This is a genomic window from Nocardia sp. NPDC058058 (assembly GCF_042885355.1).
Taxonomy (GTDB): domain Bacteria; phylum Actinomycetota; class Actinomycetes; order Mycobacteriales; family Mycobacteriaceae; genus Nocardia.
The window spans coordinates 194,430-215,162 of the sequence record NZ_JBHVSA010000003.1; the positions used below are offsets into that span (position 1 = coordinate 194,430).

The window sequence follows — 20,733 nt, forward strand, 5'->3', positions numbered from 1 at the left end:
TATAGGAGAACCCATGACCAGAATCGATGTGCACTGTCACTACCTGCCCGAGTTCTATCGAGAAGCCTTGGCCGCCAACGGGCATTCGCAGCCCGACGGCATCCCCTTCATTCCGCAGTGGAGCGAGAGCGCGGCGCTCGCGGCCATGGACAGCCTCGGCGTGCGCAAGTCGTACCTGTCGATCTCCTCCCCCGGTGTGCACTTCGGCGATGACGCCGCCGCCCGGGAGATGGCGCGCCGGGTGAACGAGGAAGGCGCGCGACTGCACCGCGCCCACCCCGATCGGTTCGCATTCTTCGCCTCGACTCCCCTGCCCGATGTCGACGCCGCGCTGGCCGAAATCTCCTATGCCTTCGATGAACTCGACGCGGCGGGTGTGGTCTTCGAGACCAACTTCGACGGCATGTACCTGGGCAACGAGCACCTCGCACCGGTGTACGCCGAACTCGATCGACGGGGCGCGGTGCTGTTCATGCATCCCACCAGCCCCGCCGGGGTGTGCACGGGTGCTGCCGAGCCGCTGCGCTATCCGCGCCCGATGCTCGAATTCCTCTTCGACACCACCCGTACGGTCACCGATCTGGTGCTGTCGGGCACCCTGGAGCGCTATCCGAATATCCGGGTGATCGTTCCTCATGCCGGTGCGGTGCTGCCGATGATCACCGCTCGCGTGGATGTGATCGGGGCGAAGATGGTCGGCAAGACCGATCCCATGCGAACCGCGTTGCGCCGTTTGCATTTCGATCTGGCGGGTATGCCGGTTCCCGAGCAGCTGCCCGCGCTGTTGAGCGTCGCCGATCCCGAGCACATCCACTACGGCAGCGATTTCCCGTTCACTCCGCTGCCCGAAATCGATATCAACGCAAAGCGTCTGGACGCGGCGGAGATTCTCGAGGGCGGACTGTTGGACAAGGTCATGCACGAGAACACCGTGCGACTGTTCAGCTGAATCCCCCTCCACATGAATGATGGCCCGCACCGGATTCCGGTGCGGGCCATCATCGTTCATATTGTTACTGCTGGACGAGCGTCTGCTGCTCGGCGACAGGGCGCTGCACCGCCGGCTGCGGCGCGTTGATGGTGTTGAAGAACTGCGACGCCGCCGCGATACCGACCGGAATACCGACCAGCGCGGCACCGGTGGCCGCGCCGAAGCCCCCCGCCATCGCCCCGCCCGCAACGCAACCCGCCGCCGCGGCGGGCAGCGAGAGCGTTCCGGCACTCACCGGAATGAACAGCGAGCCGCCGGTGAACGCGCCGAGCACGCACCCGCCGACCAGTCCGATGGTGCCGCCGACCAGGGACCCGATCCCGGTCGCCAAGCCGAACTGGGTGGCTGCGGAGCCCAGCGCGCGCTGGTACCGCTCCTGCGGATCGACAGCATCGCCCGGACCGGCCACGGGCGCGACAGCGGCGACGGCATCGACCGACGTCTCCGGGGTCGAATCCGCCTGTGCGGCAGCGGCTACCGGTGCGGCGAATTGCTCACCGACCACGGTGGCCCCGATCGGGTCCTGTACCTGGAACTGGCCACCCTGGGTGGTCAGGGTGCCGATGGGTGAGCTGAGCACCACCGAGCCGTCGGACAGATCGCTGGTATAGCGAACGCCGGGCAGGATGTCCACGCTCAGGCGGCTCGGATCGGTGTTCGCGGGGGCCGCGTCAGCCTGTGCGGTGCCCGCGGTCGCCACTGCGGCGGATACCGCGATGGCGGCGATCACGACGGCCCGGTGGATTTTTTTCGTCGAGGTCTTCATCGGCCTCATCTCCATCTCTCTGGATATTCTCTTCTCGGCGCGCGCGAGGGCTCCAAATATGCTGGGCGCCGGAAGTTTTCCGCGAATCGCATAATTCGAATTCGCTCGGGATCCGATCTCTTTGACGTGTACCGGATCACATTCGAAACTATCAGGTGATCTACGGCACTTCAAACCTATTTCGAATTCGAATAAGAGTATTCGGGAGACGAATAGCGCCTCTGGTTGAACGCCGTACGGAAACGCCGAATAGCCCCTTCCGCATTGTGCGAAAAGGGCTTTCGGTGGATGGAATTCGGTCGGGTTAGATCGTTCCCGCACGCAAGGGAATGGCCGGAGCTCCGGCGACGATGCGGTTTTCCAGTACGCCAAGGCCCTCGATCGAGGCGGTGACGACATCGCCCTCACTCAGGAACGGGAACTGTTCGGGCGAATGTGTTTGGGACAGTTCGTTGATGCAGCCGGTGCCGCAGGTGCCGCTGCCGATGACATCGCCCGGGCGCACCTCGGTGCCGCGCGAGGCATAGGAGATCATCTCGGCGAAAGACCAGTACACATCGGACCACACGGCCTCGGTGTACTTCTGCCCGTTGACCTCACAGCGCATCGCGAGCCGGTAGCCGGTGCCCTCCTTGAACGCCGCGAGTTCATCGGGGGTGACCAGCCACGGTCCGAGGCTGGTGGCGGTGTCCTTGCCCTTCACCGGGCCCATGGACAGCGTCATCTCGCGTTTCTGGAGATCCCTTGCGCTCCAGTCGTTCAGGACACAGAAACCGGCGATAAGCCCCTCGGCTTGTTCGGGAGTCACATCACGGCCGTAGCCACCCAGCACCGCGGCGACCTCGAGTTCGAAGTCGAACTTGGTGCTGCCCGGCGGAATCGGGATGTCGCCGCTGCCGGTCGCGGCATACGGATTGGAGAAATAGAACACCGGGATGCGATACCAGTCCGGGTCCATTTCCAGACCGCGCCATTTGCGTCCGGCCCGCACGTGCTGTTCGAAGGCGTAGAAATCGCGCACCGTCGGGGGTGTGGCGATCGGTGAAAGATATTGCACCTCTGACGGGTTCAGAATCTCGCCGGTCGTGCCCCGCGCGAGTGCGGCCTCGGCGAGCGAGCGATCCGGATCGTCGAGCAGCGGTGCGATATCGTCCAGGTCGTTGAGCAGATGGATACCGTCGGACTCCACGATGCCAACGCGGACGACTCCGGCGGCGGTGCGAATGCGGGTCAGTTTCACGCGGATTCTCCTGTGTTGATTGCCTTTACGTTGTGGTTGGTGGTCCACTCCACGTACGAGGGCTCGGTGAAACCGGTGCTCCCGTAGCGATCCACCGAGGCGCGGATGCGCTCGAGCAGCTGATCCAGATCGGTATCGAGGTCGATGTGCTCGATGAAGGGTTGGCGTGCCTCGAATCCGGTCTGCCAGTACACCTCGCAGCGATTGCCTTCGGGGTCGTAGAAGTACACGCCGACGGCATTGCCGTGCGAGACCACCATGTCGAGCCGCACACCCTGATCGCGGAAGCGCCGGAAGAAGCCGATCACGCTCTCGAGCGAGGCGCAGCGGAACGAAACCTGTTGGATCAGTTGCGCGTCCGCCGCGGCGGTGCGTCCGGCGGCGAGCAGAACTTCATGGTGTTCGGTATCGGGGCGCGCGGACAGGAACCAGACGCCGAGCTTCTCATCGTGGTCGGTGACGGTCAGGCCCAGCGTGCCGGTGTAGAACTCGAGCTGGCGCGCGATGTCGAAACAGCGGATGCCGACGTGGCCCAGTTCCGCGATCGCGGGAGTGAAATCGTTTGTCATTGCTTACCTTTCGCTGCGGAGATGGTTTCGAGGAGTCGGCCGGTGCCCAGCACCGCGCGCAATCGCGCCGCGGTCGCACCGGCGTGTTCGGACGGGAAGACCGCCGCGACATAGCGATCGGGGCGTAACAGGACGAATTTGCCCGCCGCCGGGTGCAGCAGTGCTTCTAGTTCGCCGTCCGCATCGCCGATCGCGGCGCGCGGTCCGCCGGTGCGGGGCCGTCGATCACCGAGTACGACATCGACGCAGCGCATGGGAAGTGGTCGCAGCGCGGCGATGGCGCGGTCCCAATCCTGTTCGGTGACATCGACTCCCAACAGGTTGAAGCGGTCACCGAGTGCGCCGTCCAGTCGCCGGGTGGTGCCGTCCGGGCGCAGGGTCCATGGCTGGTCCAGCGCCGAGCCCACGAGCGCATCGGCGGGCGAGCCGTCGCGCACCACCAGCCCGGTACGAAAGCGCGGTCTGGGCAGATACTTCAGGTGCACGAGATACCGCTGCCCCCGGGGAATCCGGAGCATGGCCGCTATCACCGCATCACGGACCAGAGCAGCCGTGCGGCTCGTGGTCATCACGATTCGGCCCTGCATGATCGAGGCGCGCACGGTGACCTCGGCGTGCGGTTTGCGTTCGGCCGCATAGGAATCGAGCAGGGTTTGCGAGGCGTACCCGCTGTCGAGCAGTGCCAGCTTCCAGCACAGATTCGCCGCGTCGCGGATGCCGGAGTTCAATCCCTGGCCCGCGAACGGGGGCATCATGTGCGCGGCGTCGCCGAGCAGGAACACCCGCCGGTCCCGCCAGCGCTCGGCCACCAGACCGCTGAAGCGGTAGTTGACCGCCCGCTCCACCTGGTCCGGGGTGATGGTGCGGTACGGGGCCAGCAACCGCTGGATCAGTTCGAAGGGCGGCTGTTCGCGGGCGTCGCCCTCGCCCGGGCGGAGCAGGAATTCGTAGCGGCAGCGGCCCTCGCCGCCGGGCACGATCACCCGGGGCCGTTCCGGATCGCCGAAGTGCATGCTGCACCGGTCGTCATGGCTGTCGCCGACCGTGTCTACCACCAGCCAGACATCGTCGAAACTCTTGCCCGCCATGGTGATTCCGGCCTTTTTGCGCACGGTGCTGCGACCGCCGTCGCAGCCCAGCAGGTAGTCCGCGTACACGGTGTTCTCGACCCCGCCCGCGCCGCGCAACGTGACCTCGACTCCCTCGGCGTCCTGGCGGTAGGACACCAGCTCGGTGCTCATGTGCAGGGTGACGTGGTCGCGGCGGCGCAGCTGCTCCATCAGCACCTGCTCCAATTCCGGCTGGGAGAACTGACTTTTGATCGCGTACCCGTACACATACGGGCGTGCTCCGCGTGCCTGGAACAGTCGTTGCCGGCGTCGCCCGTAGAACCGCACCCCGGTGCCCGGCGCGATCACCGCGTCCAGGCGCGCACCCAGGCCGAGGCCGTGCAGCACGCGCAGCGATTCGGCGTCCATGCTGATCGCCTTGGCCTCATCGCTGGTCGAGGCATTGCGTTCGACCAGCACCACGTCCACGCCCGCGGCGGCGAGCAGATTCGCCGCCGTCAAACCGACCGGGCCGCCGCCCGCGATCACCACGCGCAGTGAGGATTCGCCCTGCGCCAGTGGAGGATTCATATTCGATTCCGATCTCTGTGCCGTACGCGGGGCCGCGAAGAGCTACCCGGCGCACTCGATCGACGCTCACTCTGTTCTGTAGAGCGGATCATGTTCTGCACAGTAGCCACTTTTGGTGGCTTGCGTCAAGAAATCGGACTCTTGCGCTGTTCCGTACACAGGTATACGTTCTGTGTAGCAGAACACATGGCTTGCCCGATCGCGGCCCGGAGGAATCGTCCCGGGCCAGCTCGAACGCGCCTATCCGGCCGAAAACGGCACCGGGAGTTCGGCATTCACGGTGGCCGCAGCGTCGCGCTCCACCCTGGTACGAGAGGTAGTCCCCGCATGTCCACCGATACCCGACCGACGCTCGACACTCCGCCCGGCAATCCCGCAAACCCTGCGAGATCGCGCCGGATCTTGGCTCTCGGCGTGCTGATCATGATGCTCGAGGGCTGGGACCTGGGCGCACTCGGCACCGTCGGGCCATCGCTGCTGGACTACGCGCCGTGGCAGGCGACCGATGCCACGATCGGGATGCTGGGCAGTGTGCTGGCTGTCGGAATGCCGATCGGCGGTTTCCTGGCCGGACGGGCCGCCGACGCCTGGGGTCGCCGCGCGCCGGTGCTGGTCTGCCTGGCGTGGGTGTCGATTGCCATGATGATCAGCACCTTCGCCCCGGGGCTGGCGATATTCGCCGTCGGGCTCGGGTTGACGGGTATCGGGATCGGCGGTCTCACCACGCTGACCATTACCTTCGTCGCCGATGCTGCTCCGGCCCGGCGCGGGGCGTTCTATGTGGGAGCCGCGCAGTGCGGTGTCGCCCTCGGCGGAGTGATCGTCGCGTTCGTCGGCCGGGCGGTGCTGCCGCAGTGGTCATTTCAATGGTTGTTCCTGTTCGGAGCGCTGGCACTGCTACTGATTCCGGCGTGCTGGTATCTGGTGCCGAACCTGGCCGCGAGCCTGGAAGCCAAGGAGCACGCACCGCTGCGCGCGCTGCACTCACCGCGGTTCCGCCGCCTCACCGTGCTGTTCTCCACCGCGAGTTTCTTTGTACTGCTTCTCGTTTCGGCTGTCGCGGTATGGCTTCCCACGCTGCTGGTGCATAGCGGCCACGATCTGCACTCCGCGTTGGGCTTCACCGTCGCCTTCAATGGCGGCGCGATCGCGGGCACCCTGATCGCGACACTGATCGCCGATCGCGGCTGGACCAAGGCAACGATCATCGCCTGCCTGGTCTGCGCATCGGTGGCCATGCTCGCCCTCAGCGTGGTCGGCGCGACGTGGCTGATCCTGCTCATGTCCGCGGCCGCCGGTATCGGCGCGTTCGGCACGCAGAACCTGCTCAACGCCTACATCACCGGCTCCTATCCACTTCGCCTGCGCGGCACCGCACTCGGGCTGATCATGGGCCTCGGCCGCATCGGCGCCATCGCCGGACCCGCGTACGTCAGCGCCGTCACCGGAACCTGGTCCGCCCCGGCCATCGGCTTCTACGCGCTCATCGTGCCCGCGGTAATCGCCGCGGCCTTCGTCGGCCTCATTCGTCCCGCGTCCCAGTCCGAGTACAGTGTTCTGGTCAGCAGAACACCCTAGACCGATCGCACGGTCGCATCAGCAGGAGGAACCGTGGCCGTAGCCGCCGGATATCCCATCGAATCCGTGGACACCGCCATTCGAATCCTGTTGATGCTCAAGGACGAACCCGAACTCCGCATTGCCGCCGTGGCGCGTGAGCTGGGCGTGGCTCGTTCCACCGCGCACCGCATGCTCACCACCCTTCAGGCCCGCGACATGCTCCGCCAGGACCCCGCCACCAAGGCGTTCGGCGCGGGCCCGGCGCTGGTGGAACTCGGCATCGCCGTCATGGGCGCGGCGGACCTCAAAGCCGCGGCCCGCCCCATCCTCGAGCAACTCGCCGAACGCACCGCCGAAACCGTGCACCTGGTCACCCTCGAGGGCACCGAACTGGTCTTCGTGGACGGCGTGGAAGGCAAGCAGGTCATCCGCGCCGGTCTGCGTACCGGCCACCGCACTCCCGCGCACACCACCGGCGCGGGCAAAGCCCTTCTCGCAGTGCTGGATTCCGCCGAATTGCGCCGCCGCTATCCCGCCGCCCGCCTCACCGGCGGCACCGAGGACGCGGTCCACACCCGCCGCGCCCTCGAATCGGAGCTCGACCAGGTCCGAGCCCGCGGCTACGGCATCAACCAAGCCGAATCCGAAACCGGCCTCACCGCACTGGGTTCGGTCATCCACGACGCGCGCGGCGGCGTCCGGGGCGCGTTGTCCCTGTCCGGTCCGTCCTTTCGGATCCTACCGGCCAGGATCGACGAACTCTCGGCCGAATTGCGCTGGGCCGTCGAAGAACTCACCACCCGACTCGGCTGAACCTGAGACCACCCGACATGAAGAGACACATGCTATGAATCCGCTCGACGCCCTGATGGACGAGATAGCACGCAGCGGGCTGCTCAGCTCCCCGCAGATTGGCGACGGATTCATTCACGGAACTGCCCGAATTCCCAGCGCCGCAGTCGATGTCGCGGTCAATGTGGATCCCGAACTCGACGACTATCCGACCCCGGACTCGACCGCCCTCGTGGCCGCGATCAGGCAACTGCTCACCATTACCCCTGAGCGCTGGCAGTTGATCACCGATTCGATCGCTCGGGAGATCGAGGAAGCGGTCGCCGACCAACTCATCGTCGAATCCACCGACCTGCGTGAGGACCTGACGCTCACCTCCAGCGTGGTCTTCCACGATGCGATCCTGCTGTCCTTCGCCGCCCCGAAGCAGTTCCCCGACAGCTGGATTCGAGTCCAACTCGATGAGGACCTCCTCGTGGACGGCGTCATGGTGGACGACCGGGACGACGACGTCGAGACCATGGAATTCGACTCGGTCGACAACCTCCTCGACCATCTCGGCGGGATCGAGAACCGCTAGCCCGCGTGCCGCCCGGCTCACGGCCCGGGTTGTCCGACACCCTGGAGAGTGAGAAGATGAGTGGGAAACCATCTCAACAACTCATCAGGGGATATGATGGTACGACCGATTCGATCCGCCGAGACGCCGCGGATCGAAGCAGTAGCGGCGGATCCGGAGGCGATCGAACGCCGCCGGCAGTACATGGTGGGCATCGGAGCGCTTATGGGCGGTGCGGCGAATGTGATCATGCAGCTGAGCAATCCACCCGTTGGGCGCGGCGTGTACGAGAGCATGGTCGAAAGTGGCCGGTACGACCTGCATCCCCGCAAGCGGGGGCGCACCACGCTGACCTATCTGGCGGTGGCGATGCTCGGCACCGAGGAGGACCGACGGCTCTATCGCGCGGCCACGAACACCTCGCATCGCATCGTCAAGTCCGCTCCGGACAGCAGCGTCGAATACAACGCGTTCGATCCGAAGCTGCAACTGTGGGTGGCCGCGTGCATCTATCAGGGTGTGCGCGACTATCAGGTGCTGTTCTACGGCGCACTCGACGAGGCGACCGAAGACGACCTCTACCGCGAGTCGGCACGATTCGGCACCACGTTGCAGATGGGTGCGGACCTGTGGCCGATCGACCGGGCGGCATTCGCCGAGTACTGGAACACCTCACTTCGCGAGATCTCGGTGGACGCGGGGGTCAAGAAGTATCTGCTGGACCAGGTCGTGAACCTCGGCCCGTACGAACGCAAATACCGTCTCGCGCTCGGCCCACTGAACCGTTTCCTCACCACGGGCTTTCTCCCGCAACGCTTCCGGGATGAACTCGGCCTGGAATGGAGCCCGGGCAGGCAGCGGGCGTTCGAGATTCTCATGCGCACCACGGGGCGGGTTCTGGTCCGGTTGCCGCAGCGGTATCGCCTCTATCCCTACGAGAACTATCTGCGCGATATGCGCCGACGCCACGCGCTGGGCAAGTCGCTGGTCTGACCGGCAGCACGGTGGCCCGCCATGAAGCGGGCCACCGTGCGCTATGGAAACCGATTGTCACACCAGCGACTGCTGCTTTCGAATCCGGTGTCGCACATAGCCGATCTGCGGTCCGCCGACATTGCGCAGGAACTTGGGCAGGAATCGATTGACGAATCCCACGAACTGGAAAAGATGCTCGAACCGCCGCTGATCCGCCGCGCTCCACGCCACGCCCATATGCTCGCGCATATGCGGGGCCAGGAATCCGGCGGTCAGGAAACGCAGCAGTCCGCCGAAGAACAGCCGCAGATACCAGTGGATCATCCGTAGGTGGAGCAGGTCGTCGACATATGCGCGCACCTCCTCGTCGATACTCACCCGCCGGCAGGCGTCCACCCAGTACGCGTCGAAATCCGCCCGGGTCTTCGGCCACATATCCGGATGCACCTGCAAGGTGGTGCCGAGCGTCGCGGCCGTCGAGTAGAACGCCTCGGCCTGTTCGGAATCCATTCTGCCGTGCAACATCTGGTAGGAATCCTCGAAGCCGACGTACAGGCACGCGGCCACCCACAGCTGGGTACTGCGGTCGAAGGCGTTGTATTTCACCTGCGCGCCGGGCTGGGACCGCACCTGCCGATGCGCGACATTGACCGCCTCACGGATGGCCCGCTTCTCCTCATCGGTGCCCAGAATGGCCACGGCCAGGTAGGAAGCGGTGGTGCGCAGCCGTTTCCACGGATGCTTCATGAGCGCACCGGATTCGACCGTGCTCTCCACCACGCCGCGCCCGACCTCCGGCCACGCCATCTGCATGGCCACATTCGCCGGTGCGTTGGACAGCCCCCAGAAATCGAGCGCATCCGGCAACTGAGGCAGTCGTTTGCCGCCGACCGGGTGCGCGGACGGAATGTTGATACGGGTTCGTTCCAAGGTCAACGGCGGCGCGCTGCCGGGATCGGGAGATTTCGCGACTGACATACGGCGATGCACGGTGGGTGCGTGGTCTTCCTGAATGTACGAATCACTGTGTGGATCATCGTAATTCGGCTCCCAGCGCGGTGTGTCCAGGGGCATGGTGGTCCTTTCTCGAATCAGCGCGCGACTCCGGCCGGAGCGACGCGGTCGGTGAAACTGCCGTGAAATCCGGGAAATACGTGCCCGTGCAGACGTGCGATCGCGAGCGGCGCACGTTCGATGTCCTTGGCGTCCAGGATGATCAGCGCGGTGCGATGTTCGGCCGCAAGGTAGGTCAGGGCCAAGATCCAGCCGTCGTCTTCGGCGGCCGTGGCTGATCGCGGGACGAAGATCGGCTCACCCGGGAACTCCCCGGCGGTGAATTGGTGGCGGCGTTCGATTCCGGCTCGATGGTCGAATTTGACTATCGCTCCGGCACTTTCGGGGTGATAGGCGGCGAAGTAGCTGAACCGGTGCATCCTGCCGGTGCGTCGCTCATCGTGCATGGGGAATTCGACCGAGGTGAACTCGCCGAGATCCTCACGTTCGACACGTCCGGTCCGGCTGATCCGCACCCGCACCGGACGACCGACGGCGGGTAGGCCGTCGCGGAATTTCTTCAGTGCGCCGGTGAGGAATTCGAGCGATTCGTGGCGCACCACATCGAGCACCACATCGTCGCCATCTTCGTAGGCGTTGTCGATGTGCACGTAGATGAAGGGTTCGCATTCGATGATCCGATGCCTGCCGCCGTCACGAGGCATCAGAACGATGCGCATACCTCGCTCGGGCCGGTAGTCGGCGGCATCACCGTGGGTTCCGCGGCCGAGCATGGCCAGTCCCGCCCGCACGGGATCGACCGTGATCGGTGCGAGCGCGAAGACCAGGAAGTGTTCGGTGATCGCGAAATCATGCTGCACGATGACGTCGTCGAGCGGGATCACCCCGAGGGTGCGCGCCCGCCCCGAAGGATCCACCCGGTAGCAGCGCAGCGACGGCGAGATCTTGCGCCCCACAGCCAGATCCAATCCGAAATTGAAGAGTTCGCCGGTCACCGGATCGATCTTCGGGTGCGGTGAGAAGCGGGACAGGCGCGAGAGCGTCCCGCCGAAATCGCAGGGGCCCTTGGTACTCAGGTCAACGGGGTCGATATCCCACGGGCGGCCGACATCGCTGAGTGCGAGCAGTCGATCGGCGTGCACCACGGCGTGGGTGTTGGCGTTGTCGGCCGGCGGGCGGCCGAGGTTGGCGCGCAGCCCGGCGGCCTGGCTGTACAGACCGCGCACGCTCGCGCCCCGGTTGCGTTCCTCGGCAAGGAATTTCGGTGTTCGCACGTATCGGGACCGGAACCGGACGGCGCCGGCGTCGATGACGAACTTGGTCACCAGGCCATCACCGTCGAAGGGGTGTTCGGCGCGGAAGCCCCCGGCCTCGAACCGCGCCGGGCCATTGCGATACAGGGTGCCGCGCAGCTCGGGCGGAATCGCGCCGGACACCTCGAGTTCGACTTCCTTGGGGCATTCCAGCGCGGGTTCGAACGCACGCGTGAGCGTATTGCGAGTCTCGGCTACCGGGGACATGAGCCTTCCTCTCCCTCTGGTTCGGCTCTACCCGGCCGTCATTTCCTCAACATGGCCGACAAGAGACGTTGAGATGATTTCCGCTTCAGTCTCTCAGCGTTCAGTGTTCGAGTCAACGCGTATGTTGATGTGAATTCCTCCCCTGGATGACCCGGCAGCGCAGGTGTCGATCAGCCTGTCGGGGCACCAATTGTGCAGTTCCGCACAACATTTCGTCCCCCTCCCCCATCGCAACGGTCGATTCCGCCGCCACCGTCGATCACGTCGTCACCCGGACCGCCGTCGATGCTGTCATTCCCGCGACCACCCGATATGCGGTCATTGCCGCCTCCCAGGGTGTAGCCGAACAGCCCCGGCAGATACCCGGTGAGCACCGAGACCGGGATCGGCATCCGCTGCACCCCGGGCATGCCGAGCAGTCCGAGCACCAAGCCGTCGATCGTGACATCGAGCGCGGCGACGATATTGTCGCCCTTGACCGGAGCCCCGAGACCGTTCGGCCCGTCGCCCAGCACGATGACATCGTCACCGCCCGGGCCGCTGACGGTGGGCCCGAGCGCTGATTGATTGTCACCGGCCACGAATCCGGATCCGCCGGGCGGACCGGTCAGAAAGTCGTTGCCGCCCAACCCATTCGCGCCGTATAAGCTGGTGTTGTCGCCGTTCATCGAGAACACCGAACCGGAGGAATCGGTGATGGTGTCGTTCCCGCCCGGTCCGCTCGCGATGCCGGTGATGGCGCCGTTGTCGCCGACGAAGATCTCCAGATCGCCTGCGGCGTCGGTCAATTCGTCATCGCCGCCCGCACCGGAGGCATTGCCGCGGAACGAGGCGTTGTCTCCGTGCAGGATGTCCAGGTTGCCGGGGCCGCCGTCGAGAAGGTCGTTGCCACCGTGACCCGAGACATCGCCGACGATGATCGCATTGTCCCCGGCGATAATGTCCAGATCGCCCGGACCGCCCAGCACCGTGTCATTCCCGCCGTCGGCGTCGATATTTCCCACCAGCGCGAATTGATCGCCGATAACCGCGTCGGTACCCGCCTCGCCGTCGACGAGATCATCGCCCAGGCCGCCGATGACGAAGTCATTGCCACCCCCGCCGCAGATGATGTCATTGCCCGCGCCGCCGTCGATCCAGTCGATGCCGTCGGACCCGACGATCACATCGTCACCCGGGGTGCCCCGGATGTACCCGGCCCCGACGATGGTGGCCGGGTGACCGTGGCAGCTCGGCGGCTGCGCCGCGGCCGGTCCGGTCGAAAACACTGTCCCCACAATCGATATGGCGAGCGCGACCAGCACTGCGCCACCTCGCGCGCGCCTCATCCGATGTCCAGCAGGTTCGGTTGCCCCGCCAGATACCGTGCCCGGTCGACCGCTTTGAAGGGTTCGAGTTCGGGTGGCCGGTAGCCGTCGAACAGCGCCGCGTGCGGTTCGCGTGAGCCCGCCGCGTCCAGCAGTGCGTTGATCGCGTGCCGAGCGGCTTCATTGGCGGCCTCCATCGAGGTGAAGTCGATATTCTTCGGTGTCTGAACGTAATCCGCGGCCAGGAAGAGATTGGGAATCGCGGTCCGCGCGCTCGGGCGCAAGTCCCACGAGCCGACGGTATTGAGGAAATAGCGTTCATCGTTGTAGGGCTCATCGGTGCCCAGATCCTGTGCCGCCGGATCGATGAAGTACGACTCGATCATGTCATCGGTCAGAATGTCCGTGCCGGAATCGTTGAGATGCATCTTCATCTGCGCCCACGCGTCATCGGCGATCTGCTGCGGGGCGCATCGGCTGGCCGGTTTGCCGTACAGCACACCGGGTTCCTCGACCCAATCGGAGATCACCACCGACAGGCAGTCCTGCTCGCGACCCGATCCCCAGGTCTGACCGAAGTTCTCCTTCCAGATCTGTCCCTGCGGCAGCGAGACCAGTTTCCACGGCGAGTCGATATGCGCGACATGACCGCGCAGCACCGCGGGCTTGCGGTTGAGATAGAACTGGATCCCGTTCGACCATGAGGTCTGCAATTGCGTCAGCTTCTCGAATTGCGGGTCACGCGAAGATAATTCGGAGTCTGTCAACAAGGGTGTGGCCCGTTCCAGCGGGACGGCCAGCACGAACCAGTCCGCGCGCACCGATTCGATCCCGCGGGGGCCGCGCACCCGCGCCCCGCCGATCCGATCACCGTCCAGATCCAAACCGACCACCTCTGCGGGCATGCGGAACTCGACCCCGATCGATTCGAGATACCGGATCCACGGGTCGATCCACGCCTCATTGGTCGGTGCGTTCATCACTCGGTTGAGCGGTCCGGAACTACCCGGGAGCTGGAGGTATCCGGAGAACAGGATCGATTCGATGCCCTGTCCGGCCGTACGAGCGCTGGCCACATGGGCTTTGAGCGCCTGGATGATCTGCGCGGAGCCGCCGAATACCCGCTGATAGTCGATCGATCGTGACGGCGCGCCGAGGTAGTTCCACCACGACACGTGCTCCCACTGCCCGTATCGCCGCTCATCGCAGCTGGTCAGATACACCAGAATGCGGTCCACCACGTAGGCGGCCTCCCACGGCGGGATGAAGACAGCGTGCGCGATAGTGCCGATCAGCATCTGGCGCAAACTGTCCAGATTGATCTGACCGGGCGTGTGCACGGGATCTTCCAGCACCCAATCGGGCAGCCGCCCGGCGCGGGCGAGGCTGACATCGGCGAGGGTTTCCAGATTCCCCAGTACGCCATTGGTATTGCCGGGGAACGGAATTCGGCCGAGGGTGTCGGGCAGATGGCGGTAGAAGCCGAAGTAGCCGCGGTGCCCGTGCTCGCCGGGCAGATCCCGGCGGCCATCGGTGCCGGTGCCCGGCACGTACATGCTTTTGGCCTTGCCGCCGAAGGCTTTTCGCTCGTACACGGTGACGGCGAAGCCGCGCTCGGCCAGTTCGTGCGCGGCACTGAGCCCGGCCACGCCGCCACCGAGCACCGCGACCCGGCCCGCATCGGCCGCCGCACGCGCGGTGAATCTGCGGGTTCCGGCCAGTGCCGTTCCCCCCGCGGCCGCCCCCGCGACCTTGAGCAGGGTACGACGAGAAAACGGTGAGACACCCTTTTCCGGGCGCGTCGAATCAACCATCCCATTCTCCAACTGCGTGATGATGGCACCTGCCATGCGCGAAAGGCCTGGCAGCGCTGCGGAATTGCTCGGTCGACCGGTACGAGCCACATCGCTCGCCGCGGCAGGATCTGCGCGGTCCAGCAGCAGGAAGTTACCTACAGTTCGTCATGTCGAGACCCCACCCAACGTGCATCAAATACTACCGATACCCGTGTTAAGTTAGTAATCATTCTTCTGCGGTTCAAGGTCAAGTGGCTGGGGTCACAACCGCCCGGCGCACCCCATAGCAGTCGCCTTGACAGCGCCAAAGAGTATGCGTGAGTGCCGGATTCAGCGGGCGCTGCCCAGCGCGGGATCGGTGTGGCTGCCGCGCTCGAAGCGTTCGTGTAGCGCGGTGTCGATCTCGGGGTAACTTCTGTTCTTGGTTTCGGGCACGAAACGGGTGACGAACATCAGGCCCAGCAGGCAGATGACACCGAAGATCAGGAAGGTCTGCCCCTGCCCGAGCGCACCGGCCAATGGCAGAAATGCCTGACTGACAACGAAATTCGAGAACCAGTTGACCGTGGTCGCGACGCTGGAGCCCTGGGCGCGCAACCGCGGTGGGAATATCTCACCCACGATCACCCAGAACACCGGACCCAGCCCGCCGGCGAAGCACGCGATGTAGAGCACCATGAAGACCAGCGACAGCGTCGAATTCAGCTGCACGATGAAGGTCAGCCCGAGCAGCGAGACGGTGATCAGCATCCCGAGCAGTGACGCGATCAGCAGTACACGACGGCCGAACCGGTCGACGGTGCTCATCGAGACCACGGTCATGATCAGATTGACCAGGCCGATGAACACCGAGTAGAAGATCGAATTCGAGGCGCTCAGCCCGGTCTTCTCGATGATCGTCGGCGCGAAATAGATGATGGTGTTGATGCCGCCGAACTGTTGAATCGCAGCCATCGTCACCCCGACGATCAACGCCGGGCGCACCCGAGGCGCGAGTAGTGCGCGCATCCCGACGGACTCGGAGTCGTCCGCCGCCCGCTGTTCGTGGAATCGCTCGATCAACCGATCCGCCAGCTCGGTCCCCGCGACCCCGGCTACCAGTCCATGCGCCTGCTCCTCACGCCCGCGCGCGAGCAGCCAAACGTAGGACTCGGGAACCACGAACAGCGCGCCGACGCATAGCACCGCCGCCGGAATGAGTCCGACCGCGAACATCGCGCGCCAGTTGCCGCTGCCGGAAAAGCCCAGGTCGACCAGGTAGGACACCACGATGCCGACGGTGATCAAGAGCTGATTCAGGCTCAGGATCCGGCCTCGGATCTCGGCGGGCGATATCTCCGAGAGATAGACCGGCACCGTCGCCGAGGCCGCACCGACCGCCAGCCCGAGTACGACGCGCGCGATCAGCAGCACCCAGTAGTCGTGCGCCGCCACCGCGAGCAGTGTGCCGCCGATGAACACCGCGCTCTCGACGGCCAGTGCGCCGCGGCGTCCGAGGCGATCCGCGATTCTGCCCGCGGACATCGCGCCGACCATCGCGCCGATCAGCAGGACGCTGACGATGCTGCCCTGCTGCGCCGAATTCAGGTCGAATTCCGCGCTGATATACAGCAGCGCACCGGAGACGACGCCGGTGTCGTAACCGAAAAGGAAGCCACCCACCGCGATGACCGTCGCCCACGCCACAACCTTGCGCTTACCGGCGGCCGGAATCTGCTCCAGAGGTCCGCGCACTCCCGCGTCCCGCGAGAATCCCTGCATAACGCCGCTCCCGTCACCTGGCTATCGCTGAAGGCTGGGTAGAACGCGGTACCGATCGTGTGCGTACCGACAAACTCTATCGGAATGCGCGTTCCGGGTAGCGCTGCGGCGGTGCCGGAGTCGTTCGAACTGAAGACAACATTTTTCACATCGATATCGGATGTTTATCGATACCCGCTTTCTGTCCCGCCCATTGAATTCGGGGCACGAAAGTCGCTGATATGAAACAACTTTCGTTGATAGCGTCCGGGCGTTGGTTCAGCTCACCGAACGAAACGAGATCCCTATGCTTCGTCTTCCCCGCATCCGCCGCGCGCTGGCCGCGATCGCGCTGGTCGTACCAGCTCTCACGGCGCTCACCGGCACCGCTGCCGCCGATGCCGATGCCGAGGCGACGACATGGACCGTCACCAATCCCAACGCGGACGGGGCATTCACGGCGACCTCGGGCAAGCTCACCGTCAAGAACAGTTCGGGGACGGTGCTGTTCACCTGTGCGAGCCTGACATCGAGGGGCAAGATGGCGGCGGGCACCCGGACGCGGACCGCGCTGGGCACCATCGACACCACGACGGCTACCCCGTGTAGCGCCCCGGATGGCACGGTGTGGAATGCCACCGGCGTCATGATGGGCGAATCCAGGTTGGTCGGCAACAGCTACAACGCCGCGACCGGCACCACCTCGATCACCAACGGCCCCGACGGCGTACCGATCAACGTCGCCTTCGCCAGCAAGGACACCGTGAACAGGTGCGCTTTCTATACCTATGCGACCGCGATGACCTACACCAACGCCACCTCCGCATTGAAGGCCACCACAGCGAAGGTCAAGATCTCTGCCGCGAACGGTGTCCCGAATTGCGTCGGACTGCTCACCCAGGATGAGACGATCACCTACGCCCTCGAATACAAGGTGACCCCGGCAATCAAGATCACCGCATCCTGATCGGAACCTCCAGGCGGACTCGGGAATCGCGCGCCGAACCGTGAACCGCGATGAATCCTGCTGTCCGGTAGGGAGTCCGGGGTAAGATCTGTGGCCAGCGTGGCCATCGTAGGTTCGGGTCCACTCTCGAGCGGCTCGACGGTGGTTCGCCAGACCGAGGGATGCGCCGATGTCCGACCTGCGCGCTTACGCAGTCTTGACCGCAGTGCCCGCCCTGCTCGCGTTCGGAACGGGCACCGCGGCAGCGCAATCCGGCGATCTCCAGCCGCCCGCGGTGGATGGTCCGCAAATTCCTGCCGCAACAACTGATCCCGGTTCGTTGCGATTGGCAGCGCATACTATCCCGTTGCCGGACGGCATCGACCCGAGGCTTCGCGATCAGGTCCAGGACTATGTCGACGGTGCGCAACAGCAGATCGTCAACGCGTACAACGGAATCGGGCTGCCCCGGGTCCAGACCAATCGCTCCGACTCGACAATGGCGGGGCAGGTCATCGGCGCGATCATCGGCAAGATCGCGGTCTTCCCGCTCGAGATTGTGGGATGCGGGGTCGGCGCGACGGTTGGCGCGATCGCCGGTGGCGTCATCGGTGCGCTTCCGACCGTGGGTGCGGGGGCACCCGTCGGGGCCGCGGTCGGCGGCGTCGCCGGATGCCTGATCGGCGGTCTGGCGGTAGCCATTCCCGTGGATGTGGTCGGGCTCGCCGGAGGTGCCGCGCTCGGCGGGCTCGTGGGTAACGCATTGGGAGTGGACCCGGCCCCGGCGTCGCTTCCCATCGCGAATGTCACAGCGCCCCAGGCTGATCCGCTACCACCCGCTCCCGTAGCGGCAGCCGCGGCTGTTGCAACGATAGCCCCGGCCGCCGACACCGCGGTTACCTCGTTGCGGACCGCGATCGCGGCGCTGCCCCCACTCACTCCCGACGCTCTCGGTCCGCTCACCCAGCCCGCCAATGATCTGCTCGCGGCGGTACAGGCGGCATTCTAACCCTGACCCGCGACGGTATTCGGTTGCAGTCGTGGCGAGTTCGGGTCAGTCGCCTTTCAAGGCACTGAAAGCCGCGATCCAGTCGGCCTGGTCGGGACCGTCGTACACCTCGAAAGTCTTGCCCCGAGACTCGGTGTGCAGCAAGGCCGCGACCGCGACCCGGGCAACGGTCTCGCGGCTGACGCTGCCCTCGCCGTGATCACCCTGTTCCAGATGTACGCCGCTACCAGCCGAATTGGTGAGCCACCCGGGCCGCACGATCGCATACGGCGCACCACTGTCCCGCAACGCCTGTTCACCGGCCCCGCGAGCAGTGATGATGCCCGCAAGCTCCGGATGCTCGTTCGCCCGCGTGATATAGATCTGCGACACCAGCACAACGCCGATCCCCTGTGCCGCAGCAAGTTCCGCGATCCGTCCGACCCCCACATTCATGACCGCGTCGGCACCCGCATCATCCACCGGCGGCTCCACCGAGATCATGACCCCGTCGATCCCGCTCACGATGCCGGGATCAACCGTATTCGCCAGATCAACCACAACGCTCTGATCGTCCCGTGGACGCCGAGTACCGACAACCACTTCATGCCCGAGTTCACGAAGCAGATCAACCGCCCGCCGCCCGGTACGCCCCGTGCCCCCGATGACCAGATACCTCATGAATCTCCCAGTAGTGCTTCCGATCCGGCAGGAACCGGATCACCGCAGGCCAACCTACCGTCGATTCTCTTCAACGGCTGGATCATCCACGGGCACCGACCACGTCGGGTTGCGTAAGCGCTCGACGAGAATCGGTATGGCGCAACAGATCACCGTTCCACCGGCGACAAGGGTCACGTACAGCGCTGGGCTTCCGATCGGGAGTTGCTCGGGTGGCACGAATGCCGTGGTCAAGGCGAAAACCATGGCTGCGAAACCGGTTCCGGCGAAAAACCACATCCCTGATCTCCCTCCGGGGACCCGGAAGGGGCGCGGCAGATCGGGGCGGGTGTACCGCAGGTGGATGGCCGCCGCGTACATGAACAGGTAGATGATCATGTCGAGTCCCGCCGCCACGGCCACGATGAGGAATAGCGCCGTGCCGACATCGCCGAGCACGAAGTACGGTGTGCACAGCAAGGTCACGGCGACAGCTTGGGCGAGCAGGATGTTCGTTTGCACGCCACGGGAATTCACCCGGCGCAGCACCGGCGGAAGCATGCCGTCGCGCGCGGTGGCGAGCATGCCGCGGCTGGGACCGCTCGTCCATGCCAGCGCGCCCGCGATCGCACCGTAGGCGCACATCGCGCCCAGAATCAGGACCGGCCAGCCGATGCCGAACAGAGTCCCGAATCCCGCGTGCAATGCGTCGAATACCCCGGAATTCAGGTTGATTCGATCGGCGGGCACGATGCCCGCGACCGCGAGCGCGCCGAGGCTGAACAGCACGGCGGAAATCACCGCGGCGATCAGGATGACGATCGGATACTGCCGTCCGGGCTCGCGGAGTTCGGTGGCGTGCACCGCTTGGGATTCGATGCCGGTGAAGTTCTCGAGGATGTTCCCGAGGAAGGCCAGCCCCGACAAGCCGATCAGAGCGGGCAGCACGCGCGGCGCGTCATGCCCGTCGCGCTGCACGGTGACCGCCGGATCGGTGGTGTGCTCCCAGCCGATGGGATGACCGGCAACCAGCCACCACCCGAACAACCCGATCAGCACCATTCCGGGCACCGCCGTGCCGATCAGGAACCCAGCCTGGGTCACCCTGGCCGCGAACCGATTTCCCATCAGCGCGATCGCGGTACACAACCAGATCCCCACCACGGCGAACACGCCCACGAACACATGGTCGCGGGCCAGATCAGGCCGATCGAGGGCGAACGCCACCCCGGCGGCGGCAAAACTCAACCCGGTAGGCAGAAAGACCATCGCCTGTATCCAGGACAGGAACATCACCGCGAACCCGGCACGCTTGCCGAAGGCACCCCCGATCCACGAATAGAGGCCCCCGCTCTCACCGCTGTACGCGCTCCCGAGTTCGGCCGACACCAGACCGGCCGGAATCAGATAGAGCAGGACCGCGAATCCGATGTAGAAGAACATGGTCAGCTCTTGCTCGGCCATCGCCGGCAACCCGCTCAGGCTCGTCACGATGGCAGCGGCCGTGGTGCAGCCCAATGCCGCGGTGCTCAGGTATTTCCCGGCGCTCGATGTGTGGCCGCCAGCCGCCGAACCGCTGGTCACAGCACCTCCGATCGCGAATCGGCCGGTCGTCCCGGGACACCGGAATTGGCATGGCGCAGGTATTGTCGGCCACCGATCACCAGCGA

18 protein-coding genes are annotated in these 20,733 nt (G+C 65.2%); 7 read left to right on the top strand and 11 right to left on the bottom strand.

Annotated elements, in window-relative coordinates:
• Nucleotides 1–13 precede the first annotated feature (13 nt).
• Nucleotides 14–949 carry an amidohydrolase family protein gene (locus ACFVUS_RS24540; protein WP_387770768.1) on the top strand — a complete coding sequence of 312 codons (936 nt, stop codon included), beginning with the start codon at nt 14–16 and terminating at the stop codon, nt 947–949.
• A gap of 64 nt (nt 950–1,013) precedes the next feature.
• Here ACFVUS_RS24540 and ACFVUS_RS24545 read toward each other — a convergent pair whose 3' ends face one another.
• From ACFVUS_RS24545 to ACFVUS_RS24560, 4 genes are all read right to left on the bottom strand, one after another.
• Nucleotides 1,014–1,757, bottom strand: a complete 744-nt coding sequence (locus ACFVUS_RS24545; protein ID WP_387770771.1) for a hypothetical protein — start codon at nt 1,755–1,757, stop codon at nt 1,014–1,016.
• 304 nt (nt 1,758–2,061) lie between these two features.
• Complete coding sequence (locus ACFVUS_RS24550; protein ID WP_387770774.1) at nt 2,062–2,997, bottom strand: fumarylacetoacetate hydrolase family protein; 936 nt, start codon at nt 2,995–2,997, stop codon at nt 2,062–2,064.
• Nucleotides 2,994–3,566, bottom strand: a complete 573-nt coding sequence (locus ACFVUS_RS24555) for a VOC family protein (RefSeq protein WP_387770777.1) — start codon at nt 3,564–3,566, stop codon at nt 2,994–2,996. The genes ACFVUS_RS24550 and ACFVUS_RS24555 overlap by 4 nt, the downstream gene beginning before the upstream one ends.
• Nucleotides 3,563–5,206, bottom strand: coding sequence for a bifunctional 3-(3-hydroxy-phenyl)propionate/3-hydroxycinnamic acid hydroxylase (locus tag ACFVUS_RS24560; protein WP_387770780.1), 1,644 nt, complete (start codon nt 5,204–5,206; stop codon nt 3,563–3,565). Before ACFVUS_RS24560 ends, ACFVUS_RS24555 begins: the two co-directional genes overlap by 4 nt.
• 327 nt (nt 5,207–5,533) lie before the next feature.
• Here ACFVUS_RS24560 and ACFVUS_RS24565 point away from each other — a divergent pair, with 327 nt between their 5' ends.
• The 4 genes from ACFVUS_RS24565 to ACFVUS_RS24580 all read left to right on the top strand — a co-directional run bounded on the left by ACFVUS_RS24565 (nt 5,534) and on the right by ACFVUS_RS24580 (nt 9,110).
• A complete protein-coding gene (locus ACFVUS_RS24565) occupies nt 5,534–6,784 on the top strand; it encodes an MFS transporter (protein ID WP_387770783.1) in 1,251 nt (416 codons plus the stop codon).
• Nucleotides 6,785–6,817: 33 nt separating this feature from the next.
• Entirely contained in the window at nt 6,818–7,579 is a 762-nt protein-coding gene (locus ACFVUS_RS24570; protein WP_387770786.1) for an IclR family transcriptional regulator, read from the top strand.
• A 34-nt stretch (nt 7,580–7,613) separates the two neighbouring features.
• On the top strand, nt 7,614–8,138 hold the full coding sequence (locus ACFVUS_RS24575; protein WP_387770789.1) for a cytochrome C5: 525 nt from the start codon (nt 7,614–7,616) through the stop codon (nt 8,136–8,138).
• Nucleotides 8,139–8,234: 96 nt separating this feature from the next.
• Nucleotides 8,235–9,110: an oxygenase MpaB family protein gene (locus tag ACFVUS_RS24580; protein ID WP_387770792.1), complete on the top strand. Its 876-nt coding sequence runs from the start codon at nt 8,235–8,237 to the stop codon at nt 9,108–9,110.
• 57 nt (nt 9,111–9,167) lie between these two features.
• On the opposite strand, the gene ACFVUS_RS24585 is transcribed toward ACFVUS_RS24580, so the two are convergent.
• The 5 genes from ACFVUS_RS24585 to ACFVUS_RS24605 form a co-directional block, all read right to left on the bottom strand.
• Nucleotides 9,168–10,070, bottom strand: a complete 903-nt coding sequence (locus tag ACFVUS_RS24585) for an oxygenase MpaB family protein (RefSeq protein ID WP_387774669.1) — start codon at nt 10,068–10,070, stop codon at nt 9,168–9,170.
• Nucleotides 10,071–10,183: 113 nt separating this feature from the next.
• Nucleotides 10,184–11,626 carry a carotenoid oxygenase family protein gene (locus ACFVUS_RS24590; protein WP_387770794.1) on the bottom strand — a complete coding sequence of 481 codons (1,443 nt, stop codon included), beginning with the start codon at nt 11,624–11,626 and terminating at the stop codon, nt 10,184–10,186.
• A 170-nt stretch (nt 11,627–11,796) separates the two neighbouring features.
• On the bottom strand, nt 11,797–12,894 hold the full coding sequence (locus ACFVUS_RS24595; protein WP_387770797.1) for a calcium-binding protein: 1,098 nt from the start codon (nt 12,892–12,894) through the stop codon (nt 11,797–11,799).
• A 56-nt stretch (nt 12,895–12,950) separates the two neighbouring features.
• Entirely contained in the window at nt 12,951–14,747 is a 1,797-nt protein-coding gene (locus tag ACFVUS_RS24600; protein WP_387770800.1) for an FAD-dependent oxidoreductase, read from the bottom strand.
• Nucleotides 14,748–15,059: 312 nt separating this feature from the next.
• A complete protein-coding gene (locus ACFVUS_RS24605) occupies nt 15,060–16,490 on the bottom strand; it encodes a sugar porter family MFS transporter (RefSeq protein WP_387770803.1) in 1,431 nt (476 codons plus the stop codon).
• A 286-nt stretch (nt 16,491–16,776) separates the two neighbouring features.
• On the opposite strand from ACFVUS_RS24605, the gene ACFVUS_RS24610 reads away from it, so the two are divergent.
• Both ACFVUS_RS24610 and ACFVUS_RS24615 read left to right on the top strand, forming a co-directional pair.
• Nucleotides 16,777–17,436 (top strand): hypothetical protein, encoded by a 660-nt coding sequence (locus tag ACFVUS_RS24610; protein WP_387770806.1) that lies wholly within the window; start codon nt 16,777–16,779, stop codon nt 17,434–17,436.
• Nucleotides 17,437–17,782: 346 nt separating this feature from the next.
• Nucleotides 17,783–18,424 carry a hypothetical protein gene (locus ACFVUS_RS24615; protein ID WP_387770809.1) on the top strand — a complete coding sequence of 214 codons (642 nt, stop codon included), beginning with the start codon at nt 17,783–17,785 and terminating at the stop codon, nt 18,422–18,424.
• Nucleotides 18,425–18,469: 45 nt separating this feature from the next.
• Here ACFVUS_RS24615 and ACFVUS_RS24620 read toward each other — a convergent pair whose 3' ends face one another.
• Both ACFVUS_RS24620 and ACFVUS_RS24625 read right to left on the bottom strand, forming a co-directional pair.
• The gene (locus tag ACFVUS_RS24620; protein ID WP_387770812.1) at nt 18,470–19,084 is read right to left on the bottom strand and encodes an SDR family oxidoreductase; all 615 of its coding nucleotides are present in this window, start codon (nt 19,082–19,084) and stop codon (nt 18,470–18,472) included.
• 54 nt (nt 19,085–19,138) lie between these two features.
• Complete coding sequence (locus ACFVUS_RS24625) at nt 19,139–20,647, bottom strand: amino acid permease (RefSeq protein WP_387770815.1); 1,509 nt, start codon at nt 20,645–20,647, stop codon at nt 19,139–19,141.
• Nucleotides 20,648–20,733 lie beyond the last annotated feature (86 nt).

Bases quoted from the DNA above. Each gene is read 5' to 3' on its own strand.
- ACFVUS_RS24540 (WP_387770768.1), top strand. From the start codon at position 14: ATGACCAGAATCGATGTGCACTGTCACTACCTGCCCGAGTTCTATCGA.
- ACFVUS_RS24545 (WP_387770771.1), bottom strand. From the start codon at position 1,757: ATGAAGACCTCGACGAAAAAAATCCACCGGGCCGTCGTGATCGCCGCC.
- ACFVUS_RS24555 (WP_387770777.1), bottom strand. From the start codon at position 3,566: ATGACAAACGATTTCACTCCCGCGATCGCGGAACTGGGCCACGTCGGC.
- ACFVUS_RS24560 (WP_387770780.1), bottom strand. From the start codon at position 5,206: ATGAATCCTCCACTGGCGCAGGGCGAATCCTCACTGCGCGTGGTGATC.
- ACFVUS_RS24565 (WP_387770783.1), top strand. From the start codon at position 5,534: ATGTCCACCGATACCCGACCGACGCTCGACACTCCGCCCGGCAATCCC.
- ACFVUS_RS24575 (WP_387770789.1), top strand. From the start codon at position 7,614: ATGAATCCGCTCGACGCCCTGATGGACGAGATAGCACGCAGCGGGCTG.
- ACFVUS_RS24580 (WP_387770792.1), top strand. From the start codon at position 8,235: ATGGTACGACCGATTCGATCCGCCGAGACGCCGCGGATCGAAGCAGTA.
- ACFVUS_RS24585 (WP_387774669.1), bottom strand. From the start codon at position 10,070: ATGTCAGTCGCGAAATCTCCCGATCCCGGCAGCGCGCCGCCGTTGACC.
- ACFVUS_RS24590 (WP_387770794.1), bottom strand. From the start codon at position 11,626: ATGTCCCCGGTAGCCGAGACTCGCAATACGCTCACGCGTGCGTTCGAA.
- ACFVUS_RS24600 (WP_387770800.1), bottom strand. From the start codon at position 14,747: ATGGTTGATTCGACGCGCCCGGAAAAGGGTGTCTCACCGTTTTCTCGT.
- ACFVUS_RS24605 (WP_387770803.1), bottom strand. From the start codon at position 16,490: ATGCAGGGATTCTCGCGGGACGCGGGAGTGCGCGGACCTCTGGAGCAG.
- ACFVUS_RS24610 (WP_387770806.1), top strand. From the start codon at position 16,777: ATGCTTCGTCTTCCCCGCATCCGCCGCGCGCTGGCCGCGATCGCGCTG.
- ACFVUS_RS24620 (WP_387770812.1), bottom strand. From the start codon at position 19,084: ATGAGGTATCTGGTCATCGGGGGCACGGGGCGTACCGGGCGGCGGGCG.